This is a genomic window from Streptomyces sp. adm13(2018) (genome assembly GCF_008042145.1).
Lineage (GTDB): Bacteria > Actinomycetota > Actinomycetes > Streptomycetales > Streptomycetaceae > Streptomyces.
On record NZ_RDBH01000114.1, the window covers coordinates 465,627 to 484,429 of the forward strand.

The 18,803-nt window shown below is 70.1% G+C and carries 17 protein-coding genes, 1 tRNA gene and 3 pseudogenes; 11 read left to right on the plus strand and 10 right to left on the minus strand.

The window, feature by feature from the left end; all coding sequences use genetic code 11:
• Positions 1–28: 28 nt before the first annotated feature.
• Both EAO70_RS14460 and EAO70_RS14465 read right to left on the minus strand, forming a co-directional pair.
• Positions 29–907: pseudogene (locus EAO70_RS14460) on the minus strand (serine/threonine-protein kinase); the annotation flags it as partial.
• Positions 908–983: 76 nt separating this feature from the next.
• Entirely contained in the window at positions 984–1,532 is a 549-nt protein-coding gene (locus EAO70_RS14465) for a helix-turn-helix domain-containing protein (RefSeq protein WP_055601717.1), read from the minus strand.
• Between the two features lie 128 nt (positions 1,533–1,660).
• On the opposite strand from EAO70_RS14465, the gene EAO70_RS14470 reads away from it, so the two are divergent.
• The 3 genes and pseudogenes from EAO70_RS14470 to EAO70_RS14480 all read left to right on the plus strand — a co-directional run bounded on the left by EAO70_RS14470 (position 1,661) and on the right by EAO70_RS14480 (position 2,523).
• Positions 1,661–1,733: transfer RNA gene (locus EAO70_RS14470), tRNA-Ala, on the plus strand.
• A gap of 58 nt (positions 1,734–1,791) precedes the next feature.
• Positions 1,792–1,947, plus strand: a pseudogene (locus EAO70_RS39175) (serine/threonine protein kinase); the annotation flags it as partial.
• A gap of 186 nt (positions 1,948–2,133) precedes the next feature.
• A complete protein-coding gene (locus EAO70_RS14480) occupies positions 2,134–2,523 on the plus strand; it encodes a DUF6344 domain-containing protein (protein ID WP_148003364.1) in 390 nt (129 codons plus the stop codon).
• A 355-nt stretch (positions 2,524–2,878) separates the two neighbouring features.
• Here EAO70_RS14480 and EAO70_RS14485 read toward each other — a convergent pair whose 3' ends face one another.
• Positions 2,879–3,583: a DUF5324 family protein gene (locus EAO70_RS14485; RefSeq protein ID WP_148003365.1), complete on the minus strand. Its 705-nt coding sequence runs from the start codon at positions 3,581–3,583 to the stop codon at positions 2,879–2,881.
• Between the two features lie 165 nt (positions 3,584–3,748).
• Here EAO70_RS14485 and EAO70_RS14490 point away from each other — a divergent pair, with 165 nt between their 5' ends.
• On the plus strand, positions 3,749–4,276 hold the full coding sequence (locus EAO70_RS14490) for a peptidylprolyl isomerase (RefSeq protein WP_148003366.1): 528 nt from the start codon (positions 3,749–3,751) through the stop codon (positions 4,274–4,276).
• Between the two features lie 22 nt (positions 4,277–4,298).
• Entirely contained in the window at positions 4,299–5,183 is an 885-nt protein-coding gene (locus EAO70_RS14495) for a rhomboid family intramembrane serine protease (protein ID WP_148003367.1), read from the plus strand.
• A gap of 333 nt (positions 5,184–5,516) precedes the next feature.
• Here EAO70_RS14495 and crgA read toward each other — a convergent pair whose 3' ends face one another.
• The gene (crgA, locus tag EAO70_RS14500; protein ID WP_148003368.1) at positions 5,517–5,771 is read right to left on the minus strand and encodes a cell division protein CrgA; all 255 of its coding nucleotides are present in this window, start codon (positions 5,769–5,771) and stop codon (positions 5,517–5,519) included.
• A gap of 140 nt (positions 5,772–5,911) precedes the next feature.
• Here crgA and EAO70_RS14505 point away from each other — a divergent pair, with 140 nt between their 5' ends.
• The 6 genes from EAO70_RS14505 (at position 5,912) to EAO70_RS14530 (ending at position 10,295) form a co-directional block, all read left to right on the plus strand.
• The gene (locus tag EAO70_RS14505) at positions 5,912–6,679 is read left to right on the plus strand and encodes a DUF881 domain-containing protein (protein ID WP_148003369.1); all 768 of its coding nucleotides are present in this window, start codon (positions 5,912–5,914) and stop codon (positions 6,677–6,679) included.
• A 52-nt stretch (positions 6,680–6,731) separates the two neighbouring features.
• The gene (locus tag EAO70_RS14510) at positions 6,732–7,415 is read left to right on the plus strand and encodes a class E sortase (protein WP_148003370.1); all 684 of its coding nucleotides are present in this window, start codon (positions 6,732–6,734) and stop codon (positions 7,413–7,415) included.
• 64 nt (positions 7,416–7,479) lie between these two features.
• Positions 7,480–7,641 (plus strand): hypothetical protein, encoded by a 162-nt coding sequence (locus EAO70_RS14515; protein WP_148003371.1) that lies wholly within the window; start codon positions 7,480–7,482, stop codon positions 7,639–7,641.
• A complete protein-coding gene (locus EAO70_RS14520) occupies positions 7,638–8,276 on the plus strand; it encodes an aminodeoxychorismate/anthranilate synthase component II (protein WP_148003372.1) in 639 nt (212 codons plus the stop codon). The genes EAO70_RS14515 and EAO70_RS14520 overlap by 4 nt, the downstream gene beginning before the upstream one ends.
• Positions 8,273–9,583 (plus strand): class E sortase, encoded by a 1,311-nt coding sequence (locus tag EAO70_RS14525; protein WP_148003373.1) that lies wholly within the window; start codon positions 8,273–8,275, stop codon positions 9,581–9,583. Before EAO70_RS14520 ends, EAO70_RS14525 begins: the two co-directional genes overlap by 4 nt.
• Before the next feature lie 37 nt (positions 9,584–9,620).
• Positions 9,621–10,295, plus strand: coding sequence for a class E sortase (locus tag EAO70_RS14530; protein WP_148003374.1), 675 nt, complete (start codon positions 9,621–9,623; stop codon positions 10,293–10,295).
• 104 nt (positions 10,296–10,399) lie between these two features.
• Here EAO70_RS14530 and pknB read toward each other — a convergent pair whose 3' ends face one another.
• The 6 genes and pseudogenes from pknB to EAO70_RS14565 form a co-directional block, all read right to left on the minus strand.
• Positions 10,400–12,439: a Stk1 family PASTA domain-containing Ser/Thr kinase gene (gene pknB / locus EAO70_RS14535; protein ID WP_148003375.1), complete on the minus strand. Its 2,040-nt coding sequence runs from the start codon at positions 12,437–12,439 to the stop codon at positions 10,400–10,402.
• A gap of 155 nt (positions 12,440–12,594) precedes the next feature.
• Positions 12,595–14,061 (minus strand): peptidoglycan D,D-transpeptidase FtsI family protein, encoded by a 1,467-nt coding sequence (locus EAO70_RS14545; protein ID WP_148003376.1) that lies wholly within the window; start codon positions 14,059–14,061, stop codon positions 12,595–12,597.
• Positions 14,058–15,500 (minus strand): FtsW/RodA/SpoVE family cell cycle protein, encoded by a 1,443-nt coding sequence (locus EAO70_RS14550; RefSeq protein ID WP_148003377.1) that lies wholly within the window; start codon positions 15,498–15,500, stop codon positions 14,058–14,060. The genes EAO70_RS14545 and EAO70_RS14550 overlap by 4 nt, the downstream gene beginning before the upstream one ends.
• Before the next feature lie 26 nt (positions 15,501–15,526).
• Positions 15,527–17,014 (minus strand): Stp1/IreP family PP2C-type Ser/Thr phosphatase, encoded by a 1,488-nt coding sequence (locus EAO70_RS14555; protein ID WP_148003378.1) that lies wholly within the window; start codon positions 17,012–17,014, stop codon positions 15,527–15,529.
• Positions 17,015–17,193: 179 nt separating this feature from the next.
• Positions 17,194–17,718 carry an FHA domain-containing protein gene (locus tag EAO70_RS14560; protein WP_148003379.1) on the minus strand — a complete coding sequence of 175 codons (525 nt, stop codon included), beginning with the start codon at positions 17,716–17,718 and terminating at the stop codon, positions 17,194–17,196.
• Between the two features lie 10 nt (positions 17,719–17,728).
• Positions 17,729–18,546 (minus strand): annotated as a pseudogene (locus tag EAO70_RS14565) (FhaA domain-containing protein).
• Positions 18,547–18,803: the final 257 nt, after the last annotated feature.

An 18,803-nucleotide genomic window follows, 5' to 3' on the forward strand; every position in this document is an offset into this window, starting at 1 on the left:
CGCCGACCTGTTCGCCGTCGGTGGGGCCCGTCGGGCCCTGTGGGCCGAAGCCGGGCGGCAGCGGGCCGAGTTGGTCGAAGATCTCGACCCGCTCCTCGTCGGGGTGGGGCTCGGGCAGCATCTCGACGGCCGCCGCCAGGGCCTTGCGCGCGCCGGTGGCCGTCCGGAAGCGGGCCTGCGGGTCCGGTTGCAGCAGACCGGCGAGCACCTGCCACAGGGGCTCGGGGACGCCCTCGGGAGCCCCGGGGGCGCCGTGGGCCGCGTAGTGCTCGATCAGGGCGCGGGAGTCCGGCTTGCGGCCCTGGAGCAGATAGAGGGCGACCAGGCCGACGGCGAACAGGTCGGCGGTGAAGTCGGGTTCGGCGCCGAGCAGCTGCTCGGGCGCGAAGTAGCCGGGCGTGCCCACCACGTAGTCGGTCTCGGTGAGGCGGGGTTCGCCCTTGCGCATGGAGATGCCGAAGTCGGACAGCCGCAGGTGCGGCCGCCCGGTCCCGGTGACGTCCATGAGGATGTTCGCGGGCTTGATGTCTCGGTGCACGACCCCCTCCGCGTGCACCGTGGCCAGGCCCGAGAGCAGCTGGTCGAGCAGGACGCAGACGAACCGGGGCGGCAGCGGGCCGTAGTCGCCGATCACGTGGGCCAGGGAGCCGCCGGCGACCAGGTCCATGGTGAACAGGACCTTGTCGTCGTCGGCGGCCCAGCTGGCCGGCGCGAGGACGTGCGGATGGTCGATCCGCAGCGCCTGTTCGCGGACGAAGCGGAGCAGGGTGTGCGCGTCGCTCTGCAGGAGCACCTTGGCCGCCACGTAGCGGCGGCGCCGGTGGTCCCAGGCGCGCCACACCGCGCCCGCACCGCCCCGCCCGATCGGGTCGACCAGCTCGTACCGCCCGGCGAAAACCTCACCCATCGTGCTGCGTCCGCTCCCCGTTGGTCCGTTGGTCCGTGTCGAGGCGATGCCGGCCGGCCGCCGGCCGCCGGCCGCGTCAGTTCTGGTGCGACTCGTAGTGCGCGACCGCGTCCGCGGTGCGTCCCGCGCCGTACACCCGGAGGAACTCTGCCAGTTCGGGGTGGGCCGGGGCGAGGGAGTCGGCGGCGTCGATGATGTCGCCGGCCGCGGCTACGGAGCGCAGCAGCGACTGGATCTCGCGGACCACCCTGCGCACGGTCGGGGCGCCCGACCCGGTGGCCGGCTGACCGGTGCTGGTGAGAACGGAGCCGCCCTGCGACTTCTTGACCTCGTCCATGCGGTCGGTGGCCTCGGCGGCGCTGACGGTGCCGTCGGCGACCTGCACGGCGAGTTCCTGGAGCGCCTGGACGCGCTGGACGACGGCCGGGTTGCCGATCTTGGCCCGCTGGCCGCTCATCAGCTGGGACAGCATGGGCGCGGAGAGCCCCAGCACCGCCGCGAGCCTGGCCTGGTTGAGTCCGAGATCGTCGATCAGCCGACGGAAGAGCGCCCCCAGCGGCTCTCCGTACCAACTGCGCTGAAGCTCTCTGGCTCGCGCCGTGGCTTCCTGCTGCGCTGCGTCCATTTCTTCTCCCCATCCCTAGGTTCGCCACTGCGAACCTCGGTCAGCATCTTACGGAGCGTGGTCGCCGACCGGGAGTCCCAATCCTTTTGCCGGGCATGGGGGGTGACCCGGTACGCTGTTCTCGTTCCGGGGCCTTAGCTCAGTTGGTAGAGCGCTGTCTTTGCATGGCAGATGTCAGGGGTTCGACTCCCCTAGGCTCCACGGAAAGCACCCCCTGTGAACTGCGGAAACGCAGGTCACAGGGGGTGCTTTCCGTGGGCTCCGCTTCGTCCGCGAACAGGCGCTGCGGATCGACCATCCGCACGTCCTCGCGCCGGCCAGCTGGGCCGCCGACGACGACAAGGTCCTGTTCACCATGGACCTGGTCGCCGGCGGCTCCCTGGCCCACCGAATCCGTTCCGTCGGTCCCCGACCGTCCCTGTGGGCGTCGAACGGGGGACCGGGCCGGGCCACTGCTCCGGACGGGTGGTGTTCATCGGAAGAACTGCGCGACGGCGGCGACGTTCCGTGGAAAACGGGCGCGCATCCACATCATGAGGAAAGTACGTAAAGCGCGCAAACCGAAATGAACCATTCGAGAACATCACGAAAGTGAGGGGCCATGGCCACCGCCAAGGTCAAGCAGTTCTGGACCGCCTTCATCTCCGTCCTCTTCGCCCTGCTCGCCTCCGTCGGCCTGGCGGGCACCGCCGCGGCCGCCCAGCAGCACGGCGTCCAGCAGCCGGAGGAGCCGGCCGGTCCGGCCGCCGCCGGCGCGTCCGCCGCCGCGGAGAAGCGGGCCGCGCTCGCCTCCGTACCGGCACCGCGGGCCCATCGCCTGCCGCTCGTCGGCGACCGCTCCCTGCCGCCCACGATCAAGCAGCGCATCGCCGCCGAGGCGCACGGTTCCTCCCCGGCCACCCGTAACCGCTCCGCGGCCGGTGTGACCACCACGACCGAGGGCGACGAGCCGGCCGCGCTGACGGAGCTGGCGCTCGCCGCGGCGGCGTAGGGACCGGGGAGACGATGATGCGCACGTCCCGCACTCGTACCCGCACTCGCACTCGTATCAGCACGCTTGCTCACGGCTTCGCCTCGCACGATCCCGCGACCGCGGGACCCCGCAGCACCTCGGCAGCACCCAGCACCGCAGCAGGAACCCGCACCTCGGCCGTCACCAGGGCCTCAGCAGCACCTCGCACCTCGGCCGTCACCCGCACCTCAGCAGCACCCCGCACCGCAGCAGGCACCCGCACCTCAGCAGCACCCCGCACCCAGGCAGCAACCAGGACCCCGGCGGAGAACGACAGGGCCCTGGTCACAGTCGGTGGGAGTCGGCCGGAACGGTCCGGCGGAGCTCCCGTGGGTCAGCGGCGCTCGTCGTGGTCGCCGGCCTCCTCGGCCGCGGCCTCAGCCTCGGACACCTTGGCCTCCACCTCGGGGTCGAGGACATCCCCGCCCTCTTCGTAGGCGGCCAGAACCGCGCCCTCCTCCACCTCGGTGGCGACGGGCGGCTCGACCAGCCAGTCGGGATTGGCCTGCTTGTCCCACCACTTCCAGGCGGCGAAGGCGCCGCCGACGACGACGCCCACGACCAAGAGGCCCTTGGCGAAGCGTCCGGCCCGAGCCCGGCGCTCGTGCTTCTTCACGATCTTGTGGATCTCTCCCGGTGTCACCTGCCCGCGCAGCGCGGCCCAGGCGGCGGTGGAACGCGACCCGGCCTCCTCCAGGACGGGACCGGTCGCGGCGACCGCGTGCTCGACACGCGGGGCGGTGTAGTCGGCCGCCTGACGGTAGGCCCGACGGGTCTTGACCGCCGCACGCTGTGCGGCCGCGTCGACCCGCGGCGGAACATGCGGTGCGACGTACGAGTCGTACTGCGCCCGAGCCTGCGCCCGAGCCTGGTGAGCGGCCTTGGAGACCTTCGGCGCGATCACCACACGCGCTTCGTGCGCGTAGTGTGCGGCCTGGTCCTTCGCCGTGCCGGCGTACGGCGCCACCGCTTCCGCGGCGTGCAGGACGCTCTCCTTCGCCGAATCTGACGCGGCGCGCACGCTGTCCATGCGGGTCACGGGATTCCTCCTCCTCGGTGGCGACGATGTCGGGTTTTCGCTTCTCCATCCTTTTCGGAATCATGCCTCCCGGAGCGAAGTCCGGCATGTGGGGTGGGCATCCGGGGCATGCGAGGATCGGACACGGCAGCGACAGACGTGACATGACGTGGACGGAAGGCGACCGTGGCCGAGCAGCTGTACGCGATCCTCAAGACCAGCCTGGGCGACATCGAGGTGCGGCTGATGCCGTTCCACGCCCCGAAGACGGTCCGGAACTTCGTCGAGCTCGCCGGCGGTGAGCGCGAGTGGACGCACCCCGCGACCGGCACGGTCTCCTCGGACCCGCTGTACGACGGCACGGTCTTCCACCGGGTCATCAAGGGGTTCATGATCCAGGCGGGCGATCCGCTGGGGAACGGCACGGGCGGCCCGGGCTACGAGTTCGCCGACGAGTTCCACCCGGAGCTGTTCTTCGACCGCCCCTACCTGCTGGCCATGGCCAACGCCGGCCCGGGCACCAACGGCTCGCAGTTCTTCGTCACCGTCGCCCCCGCGACCTGGCTGAACCGCAAGCACACCATCTTCGGCGAGGTCGTGGACAAGGAGAGCCGGAAGGTCGTGGACGCGATCGCGGCCACCGCGACCGACCCGCACACCGAGCGACCGCTCCAGGACGTGGTCATCGACTCCGTGGTGATCGAGAAGCGCTGAGACGGACGGGACGGCACCTCCCATGGAACCGAAACCCTCCGAGCGCGAGCACACCGGTGTGCCGCGCTGCTACCGCCACCCCGAGGTGGAGACCGGCATCCGCTGCACGCGCTGCGAGAAGCCGATCTGCCCCTCCTGCATGGTCTCCGCCTCCGTCGGCTTCCAGTGCCCCGACTGCGTGCGCAGCGGGTCGGGGACCGGTCACGCCGCCGACGCCAACCAGCCGCGGACGCTCGCGGGCGGCCGGGTCGCGTCGGACGGCCGCCTCGTCACGAAGATCCTCATCGGGATCAACCTCGCGGTGTACCTCGCCGTACTGGCGTTCGGCGACCGGCTGGTCGACGAGCTGGTGCTCATCGGCTACGCGTACAGTCCGGCGCTCGGCGAGCTCGTCGGGGTCGCGGACGGCGAGTGGTACCGGCTGCTCACCTCGACCGTCCTCCACCAGGAGCTCTGGCACATCCTGTTCAACGTGCTGGGCCTGTGGGTGATCGGCGGGATCGTCGAGCCCGAGCTGGGGCGGATCCGGTACGCGGCCCTGTGTCTGCTCTCCGGGCTCTCCGGCTCCGTGCTGGCCTATCTGGTCGCCGCGCAGAACCAGCCCTCGCTGGGCGCGTCCGGGGTCGTCTACGGCCTGATCGGGGCCTGGGTGGTGCTCGCCCGGCGGCAGCGCCACGACATGCGGCCGGTGGTCCTCTTCGTCGCCCTGTCGCTGCTGATGACGTTCACCCGACCGGGGATCTCCTGGGAGGCCCACGTCGGTGGTCTGGTCGCGGGCGCCGTGGTGACGTACGCGCTCGTGCACGCGCCGAGGGCCCGCCGGAACCTGGTGCAGTACGGGGCGCTGTCCCTGGTGCTGCTGATCGACCTGGGGATCGTGCTGGCCCGCTCTGCGACGCTCACCTGAGCGGACAGGGCTGTGGACGAGCTTCTCGGTGAGCTTTCCCCAGAGTTATCCACAGTGCGTGGCGGACTCTCCCCACTCTGTGGGGAAGGACGGAGCCCCTCACCTCTGACCTGGTGTTTCTCCAGGGAGGCGAGGGGCTCCGTCGTCTCGGCCGAGGGTGATTCCGGTCATACCGGCGTCAACCGCGTGCGAGTTATCCACAGATCTTCGTAAGTTATCCAGTGCTGTGCACAACGCTGTGGATAAGTTCAGGGGAGAGCTTGACGAGCAGCCCGTACGACCGCTAGACGGCCGCCGTACCCCTGGTGTTCGTGCTTGTTCGGGGCTTCTGGGCTACTTCCACTGCGTCGAGACGCCGAACCCGGCCGCGATGAAGCCGAAGCCCACCACGATGTTCCAGTTCCGGAGCGACTCGATCGGCATCGAACCGTCGGTGACGTAGAAGACCACGATCCACACCAGACCGATGGCGAACAGCGCGAGCATCACCGGCGCCACCCAGCTGCGGCTGGTCAGCTTGATCGAGGTGGCCTGCTTCGCGGGCGGGGGCGTGAAGTCCGCCTTCTTGCGGATCCGTGACTTCGGCACGAGGGACTCTCCTGTCGATGCGCTGCGTGACCGCGCAGGGAACTGTGGCTGACGCCGGGATGTGACGAAGGAGGACGACTGCGTCCCCCAGGCGTCCGTTAGCGTAGTGGTTCCGCGGCACCGAAGGGGATCAGGGTACGTTGAGCAATTCCGCCGGCACTCCCGGAGGACCGGGCCGCACCGCGAGGTGGCGCCCCGTCCGGGTGCTCACCCTTGCCGTTTTCGCCCTCGCCGGACTGATCTTCGTCACGAGCTTCAACACCGCCAAGGGTACGAACATCCGCACCGACGCCTCGCTCCTGCGGCTCTCCGACCTGATCGAGGAGCGCAGTCACAAGAACGAGGGACTCGACGAGTCCACCTCGGCCCTCCGCTCCCAGGTCGACTCCCTCGCCGCCCGGGACGACGGCTCCACGCGCGCGGAGGACGCGAAACTCCACGCGCTGGAGAAGGCGGCCGGCACCACCGAGATCTCCGGCTCCGGTCTCACCGTCACCCTCAACGACGCCCCGCCGAACGCCCACGCCGCCCCCGGCTACCCCGAGCCGCAGGCGAACGACCTGGTCATCCACCAGCAGGACCTCCAGGCCGTCGTCAACGCGCTGTGGCAGGGCGGCGCCGAGGGCATCCGGGTCATGGACCAGCGGCTCATCTCCACCAGCGCCGTCCGCTGCGTCGGCAACACCCTGATCCTCCAGGGCCGCGTCTACTCGCCCCCCTACAAGATCACCGCCGTGGGCGACCGGGGGAAGCTGAACCGGGCCCTCTCGGCCTCCCCGGCGATCCAGAACTACCAGCTGTACGTGAAGGCGTACGGGCTCGGCTGGAAAGTCGACGACCACCGGGCGGTGACTCTTCCCGGGTACTCGGGCACAGTGGACCTCCACCAAGCGAAGCCGGTCGGCTGACGCCACGCGCGGCTGGCCCGGCACCGCCGGGAGCCGACTGCGGGAGGGGCGCTTGCGTCTCGTCGTGAGGACCTTCAGCGAGCTGTGCATCACCGTCGGGGCCCTGATCGTCCTCTTCGTCGCGTACGTCCTGTACTGGACCGGGGTCCAGGCCGCGAGCGCGAGCGCCGGCCAGATCGACACCCTCCAGCGCGCGTGGACCGAGACCCCCCTCCCGACCGCCCTCCCGACCGCCGCGCCCACCGCCCCCGAGGCCGCGCCGTACGCCCCCGGCAAGGGCATCGCCGTCATGTACGTCCCCCGGCTCGGCAGGGACTGGAAGTGGCCCGTCCTCCAGGGCACCGGGGTCGACACCCTCAAGAAGGGCCTCGGCCACTACGCCGGCACCGCCCGCCTCGGCGCCACCGGCAACTTCGCCGTCGCCGGCCACCGCCGCACCCACGGCGACCCCTTCAAGGACTTCCCCCGGCTGCGCGCCGGCGACCCGATCGTCCTCACCGACGGGACCACCTGGTTCACCTACCGCGTCGACCGCGCGCCGTACCGGACCGTGCCCACCGACGTCGGCGTCATCGACCCCGTCCCCGCGAAGTCGGGATTCGACGGGCCCGGCCGCTACCTCACCCTCACCACCTGTGAGCCGGAGTGGGGCAGCAGCCACCGGCTCGTCGTCTGGGCGCACCTCGACGCCACGCTCCCGGTCGCCGACGGTCGTCCACAGGCTTTGGACAGCTGACCCCCGACGGCCCCCTCGCCCCGTACTCTGGTCCCCGTAACGAACGGAAGGGGCGGTCGACGTCATGTACGGCTGGATCTGGCGGCATCTGCCGGGCAACGCGTGGGTGCGGGCGCTGATCTCGATCGTGCTGGCCCTCGCGGTCGTCTACGTCCTCTTCCAGTACGTGTTCCCCTGGGCGGAGCCGCTGCTTCCGTTCAACGATGTGACGGTGGACGGCCAGTGAGCGCGCGCATTCTCGTCGTCGACAACTACGACAGCTTCGTCTTCAACCTCGTCCAGTACCTCTACCAGCTCGGCGCGGAGTGCGAAGTCCTCCGCAACGACGAGGTGGAGCTGAGCCACGCCCAGGACGGGTTCGACGGGGTCCTGCTCTCGCCCGGGCCCGGCGCGCCGGAGCAGGCCGGGGTCTGCATCGACATGGTCCGGCACTGCGCGGCCACCGGCGTGCCCGTCTTCGGCGTCTGCCTCGGCATGCAGTCGATGGCGGTGGCGTACGGCGGAGTCGTCGACCGCGCGCCCGAGCTGCTGCACGGCAAGACCTCCCCCGTCACGCACGAGGGCCGGGGCGTCTTCGCCGGGCTGCCCTCGCCGTTCACCGCGACCCGCTACCACTCGCTCGCCGCCGAGCCCGCCGCCCTGCCGGCCGAGCTGGAGGTCACCGCGCGGACCGAGGACGGCATCATCATGGGGCTGCGCCACCGTGAACTGCCCGTCGAGGGCGTCCAGTTCCATCCCGAGTCCGTCCTCACCGAGCACGGGCACCTGATGCTCGCCAACTGGCTCGAGCAGTGCGGCGACAAGGGGGCGGTCGGACGGTCGGCGGGGCTCGCGCCGGTGGTGGGCAAGGCCGTCGCGTGACGACGGGCTCCCCCTGGTTCCGGGCGTCGAACGATCCGGAGCCCGAGCCGATACCCGCGGACCCCTACGCGGCCCCGTCGCCGTACCAGGAACCGGCCCCGGCGCCGTACCCGTACCAGGGGCAGGAGCAGACGTACCAGGGCCAGGAGCAGGGGCAGGCCTACCAGGGCCAGGAGCAGGGGCAGGCCTACCAGGGCCAGGGCCAGGCGTACCAGGAGCCCCAACAGGCCTACCAGTACGAGGCTTCCCCGGAGCCCGCCTACGAGGCTCCCCGCGCAACCCCGTACGAGGCGCGTCGCGAGGCTCCCAGCACGACCCCCTACGAGGCTCCCCGCGGAGACGCCCCCACGGCCTCGTACGAGCCCTACGAGCCTTCGGACGTCCCCGAGACTCCTCGGCGGCCTTCCCTTGGCGACACGACCGTCCTGGAGGCCGTGGAGCCCCTTCCCGGGCCCGGTCGGGCGGAGCGCCGACGGGCGGCCAAGGGCGGCACCCGGGGCAAGGGACGCCGAGGCGGCCCCGCCGCCGCGACCGCCACCCCGGCCGGCGCAACAGCCCCCGCGGGCCCCGCAGCCCCGCTCTCCCGCGTCGAGGCACGCCGGGCCGCCCGCGCCGCCAAGGACAGCGTCGGGGTCGTCGCCAGCCGCGCCGTCGGCGAAATCTTCATCACGTTCGGCGTGGTCATGCTGCTGTTCGTGGCCTACCAGTTGTGGTGGACGAACGTGCTGGCCGGTCAGGAGACGGACCGCGCCAAGGAGCGGATCGAGGACACCTGGGCCCGGGACGGCGCCGGGGAGGACGACAGCAAGCCGGGCGTGTTCGAGCCGGGCGAGGGCTTCGCCATCATGTACATCCCCAAGCTCGACGTCGTCGTCCCGGTCGCCGAGGGCATCAACAAGGCGAAGGTCCTCGACAAGGGCATGGTCGGCCACTACGCCGAGGGCAAGCTCAAGACGGCCATGCCCTCCGACAGGCAGGGCAACTTCGCCGTCGCCGGCCACCGCAACACCCACGGCGAACCGTTCCGCTACATCAACCGGCTCCAGCCCGGCGACCCCATCGTCGTGGAGACCCGCAACGCCTACTACACCTACGAGATGGCGAGCATCCTGCCGCAGACCGCCCCCTCGAACGTCTCCGTCATCGACCCGGTGCCCAAGGGATCCGGCTTCACCGAGCCCGGCCGCTACCTCACCCTGACCACCTGCACCCCCGAATTCACCAGCACCTACCGCATGATCGTGTGGGGCAGGCTCGTAGAAGAACGCCCGCGCAGTCAGGGAAAGCCCCAAGCGCTCGTAGGCTGAGTCCCCACACCTCCGGACGGGACGACGGGACGACCTAGTGGCACGCGTGCGTAATCGGATCGCCGGAGTCATCAGCCTCTTCGGTGAACTCCTCATCACGGCGGGCCTGGTGCTCGGCCTCTTCGTCGTCTACTCGCTGTGGTGGACGAACGTCCTCGCCGACCGCGCCGCCGACAAGGACGGCGCCCAGGTCCGCGACCGCTGGGCCGACGGACCCGGCGCGCTCGACACCAAGGACGGCATCGGCTTCCTCCACGTGCCGGCGATGGGCGACGGCGAGGTCCTGGTCAAGCAGGGCACCCAGAGTTCCGTCCTCAACAACGGCGTCGCCGGCTACTACACCGATCCGATCAAGTCCGCGCTCCCGCAGGACAAGCAGGGCAACTTCACGCTCGCCGCGCACCGCGACGGACACGGCGCCAAGTTCCACAACATCCACAAGTTGAAGAACGGCGACCCGATCGTCTTCGAGTCCAAGGACACCTGGTACGTCTACAAGGTCTACAAGACCCTGCCGGAGACCACGAAGTACAACGTGGACGTCCTCCAGCCCGTCCCCGAGGAGTCGGGGAAGACGAAGCCCGGCCGGTTCATCACGCTGACGACCTGCACCCCCATGTACACCTCCGACTACCGCTACATCGTCTGGGGCGAGCTGGTGCGCACGGAGAAGGTCGACCGCGACCGGACGCCGCCGGCCGAACTGGGCTGAGCGAGGCGCCGCCGGGCGCAAGGGATGAGACGGCGAACGGGGAGGGCCCCGGCAACCAGTGGTTGCCGGGGCCCTCCCCGTTCCCGCGTGCTACTGCTCGGGCGTCAGTCGAAGATGCCGCCGATGCCGCCGCCGTTGTCCCCGTTGTCGCCGTTGCCGTCGTTCCCGTTGTTTCCGCCGCCCCCGCCGCCGAGCGTCATGACGGTGATCGGCTGCGTGGTGGGAACCGTCGAGCCCTCCGGCGGGTTCGTGCTGAGGACCATGGCGTCCTCCTTGTCCGAACCCTTCTGGACGACGGTCAGGCCCAGGGCCTGCAGCGCGTCCCTGACCTCCTTGAACGGCTTACCGGTCAGGCCGCCGGGGATCTGGACCTGCGTCTGCTGCGGGCCCTTGGAGACCTTCAGCGTGATCTGGGTCTCCTTGGACTGGTCCGAGGGGCCCTGCGGAGTCTGGTCGACGACGGTGCCCGCGGGCTGGTCGGAGTCGACGTCCTCCTTGGTGATGTTGGTGAAGCCGACCCCGTTCAGCTGCTGGACGGCCTGGTCGTAGCTCCGCGTCTTCACGTCGGGGAGCTGGAGCAGCTTCTGCTTCGCGACGGTGATCGTCACCTCGGAGTTCCGCTCCGCCTTGGTGCCGCCGTCGGGGTTCTGGCGCAGGACCGTGCCCGGGTCCTCGTCGGACTCCTCCTGCTCGACCTTCACCTTGAAGCCCTTGTCCTTCAGGGTCTTCTCGGCGCGCTCCTGGGACTGCTCCTGCACGTCCGGGACCTCGGCCAGCGGGGCGCCCTCGGAGACGAACACCTGGATCGTGCTGCCGGTGTCCATCTTCGCGATGTTGTCCGCGACCGGCACCTGGCGGCAGATCGTGCCCTTGGGCTGGTCGCAGCGCTCGGTGCCGGCCTCCTGGATCTTCACCTCCGCGTTGGCCGCCCGGTCCGTCGCGACCGCGACGGTCTGGCCGACCAGCTGCGGGACGGTGACCTGGCGGGTGCCGTCCTTCTTGTCGAACAGCGAGACACCGATGAAGATGGCGCCGACCAGCACCAGGATGCCCGCGAGGGCCAGCAGGATCGTCGAGGTGTTCGACTTCTTCGGGCCGCCGCGGCGGCGGTCCGGGCGGTCGTCGTAGCCGTAGCCGCCGTCGTCCGCGTTGATCGGGGGCAGCATCGAGGTCTGGCCCGCCGGGTCGGCCTGGCGCAGCGCCGTCGTCGGCTGGTCCTCGGGGTAGCCCCCGTACCCTCCGCCGTACGCGGGCGCGCCCGCCATGCCCATCCCCAGGCCCATCGCGGCGGCCGCCGCGACCGGCTGGCCGTCGAGGCAGGCCTCGATGTCCGCGCGCATCTCGTCGGCGGACTGGTAGCGGTAGTCGGGGTCCTTGACCAGCGCCTTGAGGACGATGGCGTCCATCTCGGGCGTGATCTCGTGGTCGAAGTTGCTCGGCGGCTGCGGCTCCTCGCGCACGTGCTGGTACGCGACCGCGACCGGGGAGTCACCGATGAACGGGGGGCGGACGGTGAGGAGCTCGTACAGCAGGCAGCCCGTGGAGTACAGGTCGGAGCGGGCGTCGACCTGCTCGCCCTTGGCCTGCTCGGGGGAGAGGTACTGGGCCGTGCCGATGACCGCGGCGGTCTGCGTCATGGTCATGCCGGCGTCGCCCATGGCGCGCGCGATGCCGAAGTCCATGACCTTGACCTGGCCGGTGCGCGTCAGCATGACGTTCGCCGGCTTGATGTCACGGTGCACGATGCCGGCGCGGTGCGAGTACTCCAGTGCCTGGAGGATGCCGACCGTCATCTCGAGGGTGCGCTCGGGGAGCAGCTTGCGCCCGGAGTGCAACAGCTCACGCAGGGTCGAACCGTCGACGTACTCCATCACGATGTACGGGATGGAGACCCCGTCGACGTAGTCCTCGCCGGTGTCGTAGACCGCGACGATCGCCGGATGGTTCAGCGAGGCGGCGGACTGTGCCTCACGGCGGAACCGGGCCTGGAAGGACGGGTCGCGGGCCAGGTCGGCCCGCAGCGTCTTCACGGCGACGGTGCGGCCGAGCCGGGTGTCCTGTCCGAGGTACACCTCGGCCATGCCACCACGGCCGAGCACCGAGCCCAGCTCGTACCGGCCGCCGAGGCGACGCGGCTCTTCCATAGCTAATCCAGCCCTCTCCGTCTGTCCCGACCGCACCCATGGGTGGTCCGGCGGTGTGTGCTGTTCGCGGATACGGTACCGGCCCCGGGGAGACGTTCCGCCCGGGGCCGGTAGCTGATACCTGACCGGTACGTGGCATGAACGGAGCCGGGACGTCAGCTCCGGGTCTTCAGAACCGCCTTCATCACGGCCTTCGCGATGGGGGCCGCGAGGCCGCCGCCGCTGATGTCCTCACGCGAGGTGCCGGCCGAGTCCTCGACGATCACGGCGACCGCGACCGGGGAGCCCTGGTCGGTCTTCGCGTACGAGATGAACCAGGCGTAGGGGCGCTTGGCGTTCTTGTCGCCGTGCTGGGCCGTACCCGTCTTGCCGCCGACCTTGACGCCGTCCATGTTCACGTCGGCGTTGCCGCCGGTGCCGTTGGTGACGACGCTCTCCATCATCTCCTGGAGCAGCTGCGCGTTCTCCTGCGAGACCGGGCGGCTCATCTCCTCCGGCTCGGTCTTCTTGAGCAGGTCGACGTTGGGGGCGCGCAGCTCGTCGATCATGTACGGCTTCATCAGCTTGCCGTCGTTGGCGATCGCCGCCGTGACCATCGCCATCTGGAGCGGGGTGGTCGCGGTGTTGAACTGGCCGATGGAGGAGAGCGCGTTGCCGCCGCGGTCCGCCTTCTTGTCGTAGACGGAGGCGGAGGAGCGGACCGGGGTGAACTGCTCGGCGTTGAAGCCGAACTTCTCGGCCATCTCGTTCATCTTCTCGACGCCGACGTCGTCGCCGAGCTTCGCGAAGACCGAGTTGCAGGAGATGTCGAGGGCGCGCTTCAGGCTGGCGTTGGCGCAGCCCTGGGCGTGGTTGATCATCTCCTTGTTGGAGAGGGGGATCTTCCAGCCGTCGGGGGTGTCGGTCTTCGCGTCGATGTCCTTGACCTTGCCGTTCTCCAGGGCGGCGGCGGCGGTCACGACCTTGAAGACGGAGCCGGGCGGGTAGATCTCACGGATCGCGCGGTTCTGCTTGGGCTTGTTCTTGTCCTTCTCGAGGGCGACCCAGGCCTTCTCGTCCTTGGTGGAGTAGCCGGCGAACGAGGAGGGGTCGTACGAGGGGGTGGAGGCGAGCGCGAGGATCTTGCCGGTCGACGGCTCGATGGCCACGACGGCGCCGGTCTTGTCACCGAGGCCCTCGAAGGCGGCCTTCTGGGCGGCCCCGTTGAGGGTGGTGACGACGTCGCCGCCCTTCTTCTTGTCGCCGGTGAACATGGCGAGCGTGCGGTCGAAGAAGAGCCGGTCGTCGTTGCCGGTGAGGATGCCGTCCTCGATCTTCTCGATCTGGTTGGCGTCGTAGGCCTGCGAGGCGTAGCCGGTGACCGGGGCCCACATGGGGCCGTCGATGTAGGTCCGCTTGAACTTGAAGTACTCGTCGCCGGAGTCGACCGAGCCGGTGATGGGCTTGCCGTCCACGATGATGTTGCCGCGCTCGTTGGCGTAGCGCTCGATCCGGACGCGGGTGTTCTTCGGGTGCGCGTTCAGTTCGTCGGCACGGACGAACTGGAGCCAGTTGTCCCGCACGAGCAGGGCGAGGATGAGCAGGCCGCAGAAGATCGCGACCCGGCGCAGCGGCTTGTTCACGGACGGACCACCTGGGTCATCTCGGCGTCGGGGGACGGGGCGGGCGCGGGCGCCGGGCGGCGCGCGGTGTCGCTGATCCGGATCAGGATGCCGATCAGAGCCCAGTTGGCGATCACCGAGGATCCGCCGTACGCGAGGAACGGCATCGTCATACCGGTGAGCGGGATGAGGCCCATCACACCGCCGGCGACGACGAAGATCTGGAGCGCGAACGCGCCGGAGAGGCCCATCGCGAGGAGCTTGCCGAAGGGGTCGCGGGCGGCGAGGGAGGTGCGGATGCCGCGCTCGACGATCAGCCCGTAGAGGAGCAGGAAGACCATCACACCGGCGAGGCCGAGCTCCTCGCCGACGGTGGCGAAGATGAAGTCGGAGTTCGCGGCGAACTGGATCAGGTCAGAGTTGCCCTGGCCGAGACCGGTGCCGAGGATGCCGCCGGAGCCGAAGGACATCAGCACTTGGGTCATCTGGTCACAGGCGTACGCCATGTTGGTGCCGGGGGGCGCCGTCTTCAGGCACTCGAACGGGTCGAGCCAGGCCGCCACACGGGACTGCACGTGGCTCGCGGTGGAGCCGACGACCACGGCGCCGGCGACGGCCATCAGCAGACCCATGACGATCCAGCTGGTCCGCTCGGTCGCCACGTACAGCATGATCACGAACATGCCGAAGAACAGCATCGACGTACCGAGGTCGTTCTCGAAGACCAGGATGAGGAGGCTGACCGCCCAGATCGTGATGATCGGGCCGAGGTCACGGCCGCGCGGCAGGTAGAGCCCCATGAAGCGGCGGCTGGCCAGGGCCAGCGCGTCCCGCTTCACCATCAGGTAGCCGGAGAAGAAGACCGCCAGGACCAGCTTGGCGAACTCGCCGGGCTGGATGGAGAAGCCGCCGACGCGGATCCAGATCTTGGCGCCGAAGACGTCCGCGCCGAGGCCGGGGACGAGCGGGAGCAGCAGCAGCACGAGCGCCACGACCATGGAGATGTACGTGTACCGCTGGAGGACCCGGTGGTCCTTCAGGAGCAGCAGCACGCCCACGAACATGGCGATGCCGATGGCGGAGTACATCATCTGGTTCGGCGCGGACGCGCTGAACGCGCCGTACTGGCGCTTCGCCAGGGCGATCAGCCGCGGCGACTGGTCCAGCCGCCAGATCAGCACCAGGCCCATGCCGTTGAGCAGGGTCGCCAGGGGCAGCAGCAGCGGGTCCGCGTACGGGGCCCACTTGCGCACCACGAGGTGGGCGACGCCCGCCAGGAGCGCGAGCCCGAGTCCGTACCCGAGCATGCCGGCCGGGACCTTGCCGTCGATGGCCAGGCCCACGTTGAGGTAGGCGAACACCGGGATGATGACGGCGAACGCCAGCAGCGCCAGCTCGGTGTTGCGGCGGCTCGGCGCCTCGATCGCGCCGATGGTGGTCGTGTTGGTGACAACGCTCATGGTGGTGAAAGGCCCCCTACGGGTGCTTACTGCTTGCCGCAGTTCGAGGCCAGCTTCTGCTCCTCCGCGGTGAGGGTGGGACCCGGGGTCGGAGCGGCTGTGGTGGGCTTGGGGTCGGGGGTGGCGCCGTCGGCCGGCGGCTTGCTGGCCTGGTCGGCCGCCTTCTCGGCGGCGGCGCGGCGCTCGGCGGTCTTCTTGCAGGCGGAGGCCTGCACCGCCAGCTCGGCGATCTTCGTCTCGGCCTTCGCGAGGCTGCCGCCCGTGATCGTGTCCTCGACCTGCTTCTGCTGGTAGGCCGGGAGGTACTTGAGTTCGATCTCGGGGTGGTCCTTCTCGACCTTCGACAGCGACACCCAGGCCAGGTCCTGGCTGATGCCCTGGTACAGGGCCACGTGCTGGTCCTTGGACCCGACGAAGTACTGGGTCTGCGTCCAGCGCCAGCCGCCGTAGAGGCCGCCGCCGATGAGCGCGAGGACGAGGATCAGGAAGAAGGTGCGCTTCAGCCACCTGCGGCCCTTGCGCGGCTTCTCGAAGTCGTCCTCGGTGTACGACTCGAAGGAGCCCTGCGGGGGCATCCCGCCGTAGCCGTGGCCCTCGTCGCCGCTTCCGGGCGGGCCGAATCCGCCGGCGGGCGGCTGCTGCTGGTGCGGGGCGGGGCGGCCGAGTCCCGAGGCGCGGCCGGCCGGGGTCTGCATCGCGCCGCCGTCGCTCAGCTGGGCGGCCTGGTTCTCGGCGACCGCGCCGACGATGACCGGGGTGTCGCTGAGGTGGCCGGCGAGGGTGTCGCCGCCGTCGACGTCCAGGACGTCGGCGACGATCACCGTGATGTTGTCGGGGCCGCCGCCGCGCAGCGCGAGCTGGATCAGCTCCTGCACGGTCTCCTGTGGGCCCTGGTAGCTGGCGAGGGTGTCCTCCAGCGTCTGGTGCGACACCACGCCGGACAGGCCGTCGGAGCAGATCAGGTAGCGGTCGCCGGCGCGGACCTCGCGGATGGAGAGGTCCGGCTCGACGTGGTCGCCGCTGCCGAGCGCGCGCATGAGGAGCGAGCGCTGCGGGTGGGTGGTGGCCTCTTCCTCGGTGATCCGGCCCTCGTCGACGAGCCGCTGGACCCAGGTGTGGTCCTGGGTGATCTGGGTCAGCACACCGTCGCGGAGCAGATAGGCGCGCGAGTCGCCGACATGCACCAGACCGAGCCGCTGGCCGGTCCACAGCAGGGCGGTGAGCGTGGTCCCCATGCCCTCCAGCTGCGGGTCCTCCTCGACCATCATCCGGAGCTGGTCGTTGGCGCGCTGCACGGCCGTGCCGAGCGAGGTGAGGATGTCCGAGCCGGGCACGTCGTCGTCGAGCGTGACGAGGGTGGAGATCACCTCGGAGGAGGCGACCTCGCCGGCGGCCTGGCCGCCCATGCCGTCGGCGATCGCGAGGAGTCGGGGCCCGGCGTAGCCGGAGTCCTCGTTCCCCTCGCGGATCATGCCCTTGTGCGAGCCCGCGGCGAATCGCAGGGACAGAGTCATGCGCACCTGCCCTGTCGACGCTGCATCGGGGTACAGCCGGTCTCGACCCACACTGCCCACCCTCCGGTCGCTCCGGTCACGCCGGTCGCCTCAGTCGCTCCGGTCGGGGCCGCGCCACGGACTGTGGCGGGGACCGTCCCGACTCGCTCGCTCCGCTCGCGCCTATTCATGATGTAGCACTACTTCCGCAGCTCGATGACGGTCTTGCCGATGCGGATCGGCGCGCCCAGCGGAATGGGTGTAGCGGTGGTGAGACGGGCCCGGTCGAGGTACGTGCCGTTCGTCGACCCGAGGTCCTCGACGATCCACTGACCGTCCCGGTCCGGGTAGATCCTGGCGTGCCGGCTGGACGCGTAGTCGTCGTCCAGCACGATCGTCGAATCGTGGGCCCGGCCCAGCGTGATCGTCTGCCCCTGGAGGGCGACGGTCGTGCCGGTGAGGGTGCCCTCGGACACGACCAGCTTGGTCGGGGCGCCGCGGCGCTGCCGCCCACCGCCCGCGCTCTGCTGGCCACGCTGCTGCGGCGGCGCGGCGGCCTGCCGCGCCTGCTGCTGCTGAGGTCGCGCCTCCTGGCGCCGCGAACCGCGCTGGGTGACCCGCGTACCGAAGAGGTCGCTGCGGATGACCTGCACGGCCACGATGACGAACAGCCACAGAACGGCCAGGAAACCCAACCGCATGACCGTAAGGGTCAGCTCTGACATTGCCCCCGCTTCACCCTTCGGCTTGCCGGTAAACGATGGTGGTGCTGCCCACGACGATCCGCGAGCCGTCGCGGAGCGTAGCGCGGGTGGTGTGCTGCCCGTCCACCACGATGCCGTTGGTGGAACCCAGATCCTGGATCGTCGAGGGCGTTCCGGTCCGGATCTCGCAGTGCCGGCGGGAGACGCCGGGATCGTCGATCCTCACGTCCGCGTCGGTGCTGCGGCCGAGGACCAGGGTCGGGCGGGAGATCTGATGGCGGGTGCCGTTGATCTCGATCCAGCGGCGGACCTGACCGCCCGCTCCCCCGTGCGTACCGGGGCCGGGGGCCGCGGGACGGCCTCCGGTCGCGGCCGCCGGCCGGTGGCCGTGTACCCGTATCCGCCGCGGCCCTGTCCCTGGCCCTGCTGCTGGTGGGGCTGCTGGCCGCCGGTGGGCGGCTGCGGCTGTGACGTACTCGACGCCAGGGTGCGGCTGCGTACGCGGTACAGACCCGTGTCCAGGTCCTCGGCCTTCTCCAGGTGGACCTTGATCGGTCCCATGAAGGTGTACCGCTGCTGCTTCGCGTAGTCCCTGACCAGGCCGGCGAGCTCGTCGCCGAGCTGACCCGAGTAGGGGCTGAGGCGCTCGTAGTCCGGCGCGCTCAACTCCACGATGAAGTCGTTGGGGACGACCGTCCGCTCGCGGTTCCAGATCTGCGCGTTGTTGTCGCACTCGCGCTGGAGCGCGCCGGCGATCTCGACAGGCTGGACCTCGGACTTGAACACCTTGGCGAAGGTGCCGTTGACCAGACCTTCGAGACGCTGCTCGAAACGCTTCATCACTCCCATGGGGCACCTCCTCCGTCGTTGTCGTCCTGGTACTGCTTACTGATCGTATCCACGCGTCGGGAAATCGGCTGGTTCCCCTTCTCTGCCCTGTGGACGAGTGTCACCTCTCACAGGCTTTCCCCACGGATCGTAGAGGCGGCCTGTGGACAGTGTCCCGCACCCGGCTGTGGGAGCGGGGGCTCGGTCGGTGTCCGGGCGCGGATCGAGCGCGGAKCGAGCGCGGATCGGGACATTCCGGGGGCGAACCGGGGCGGGGC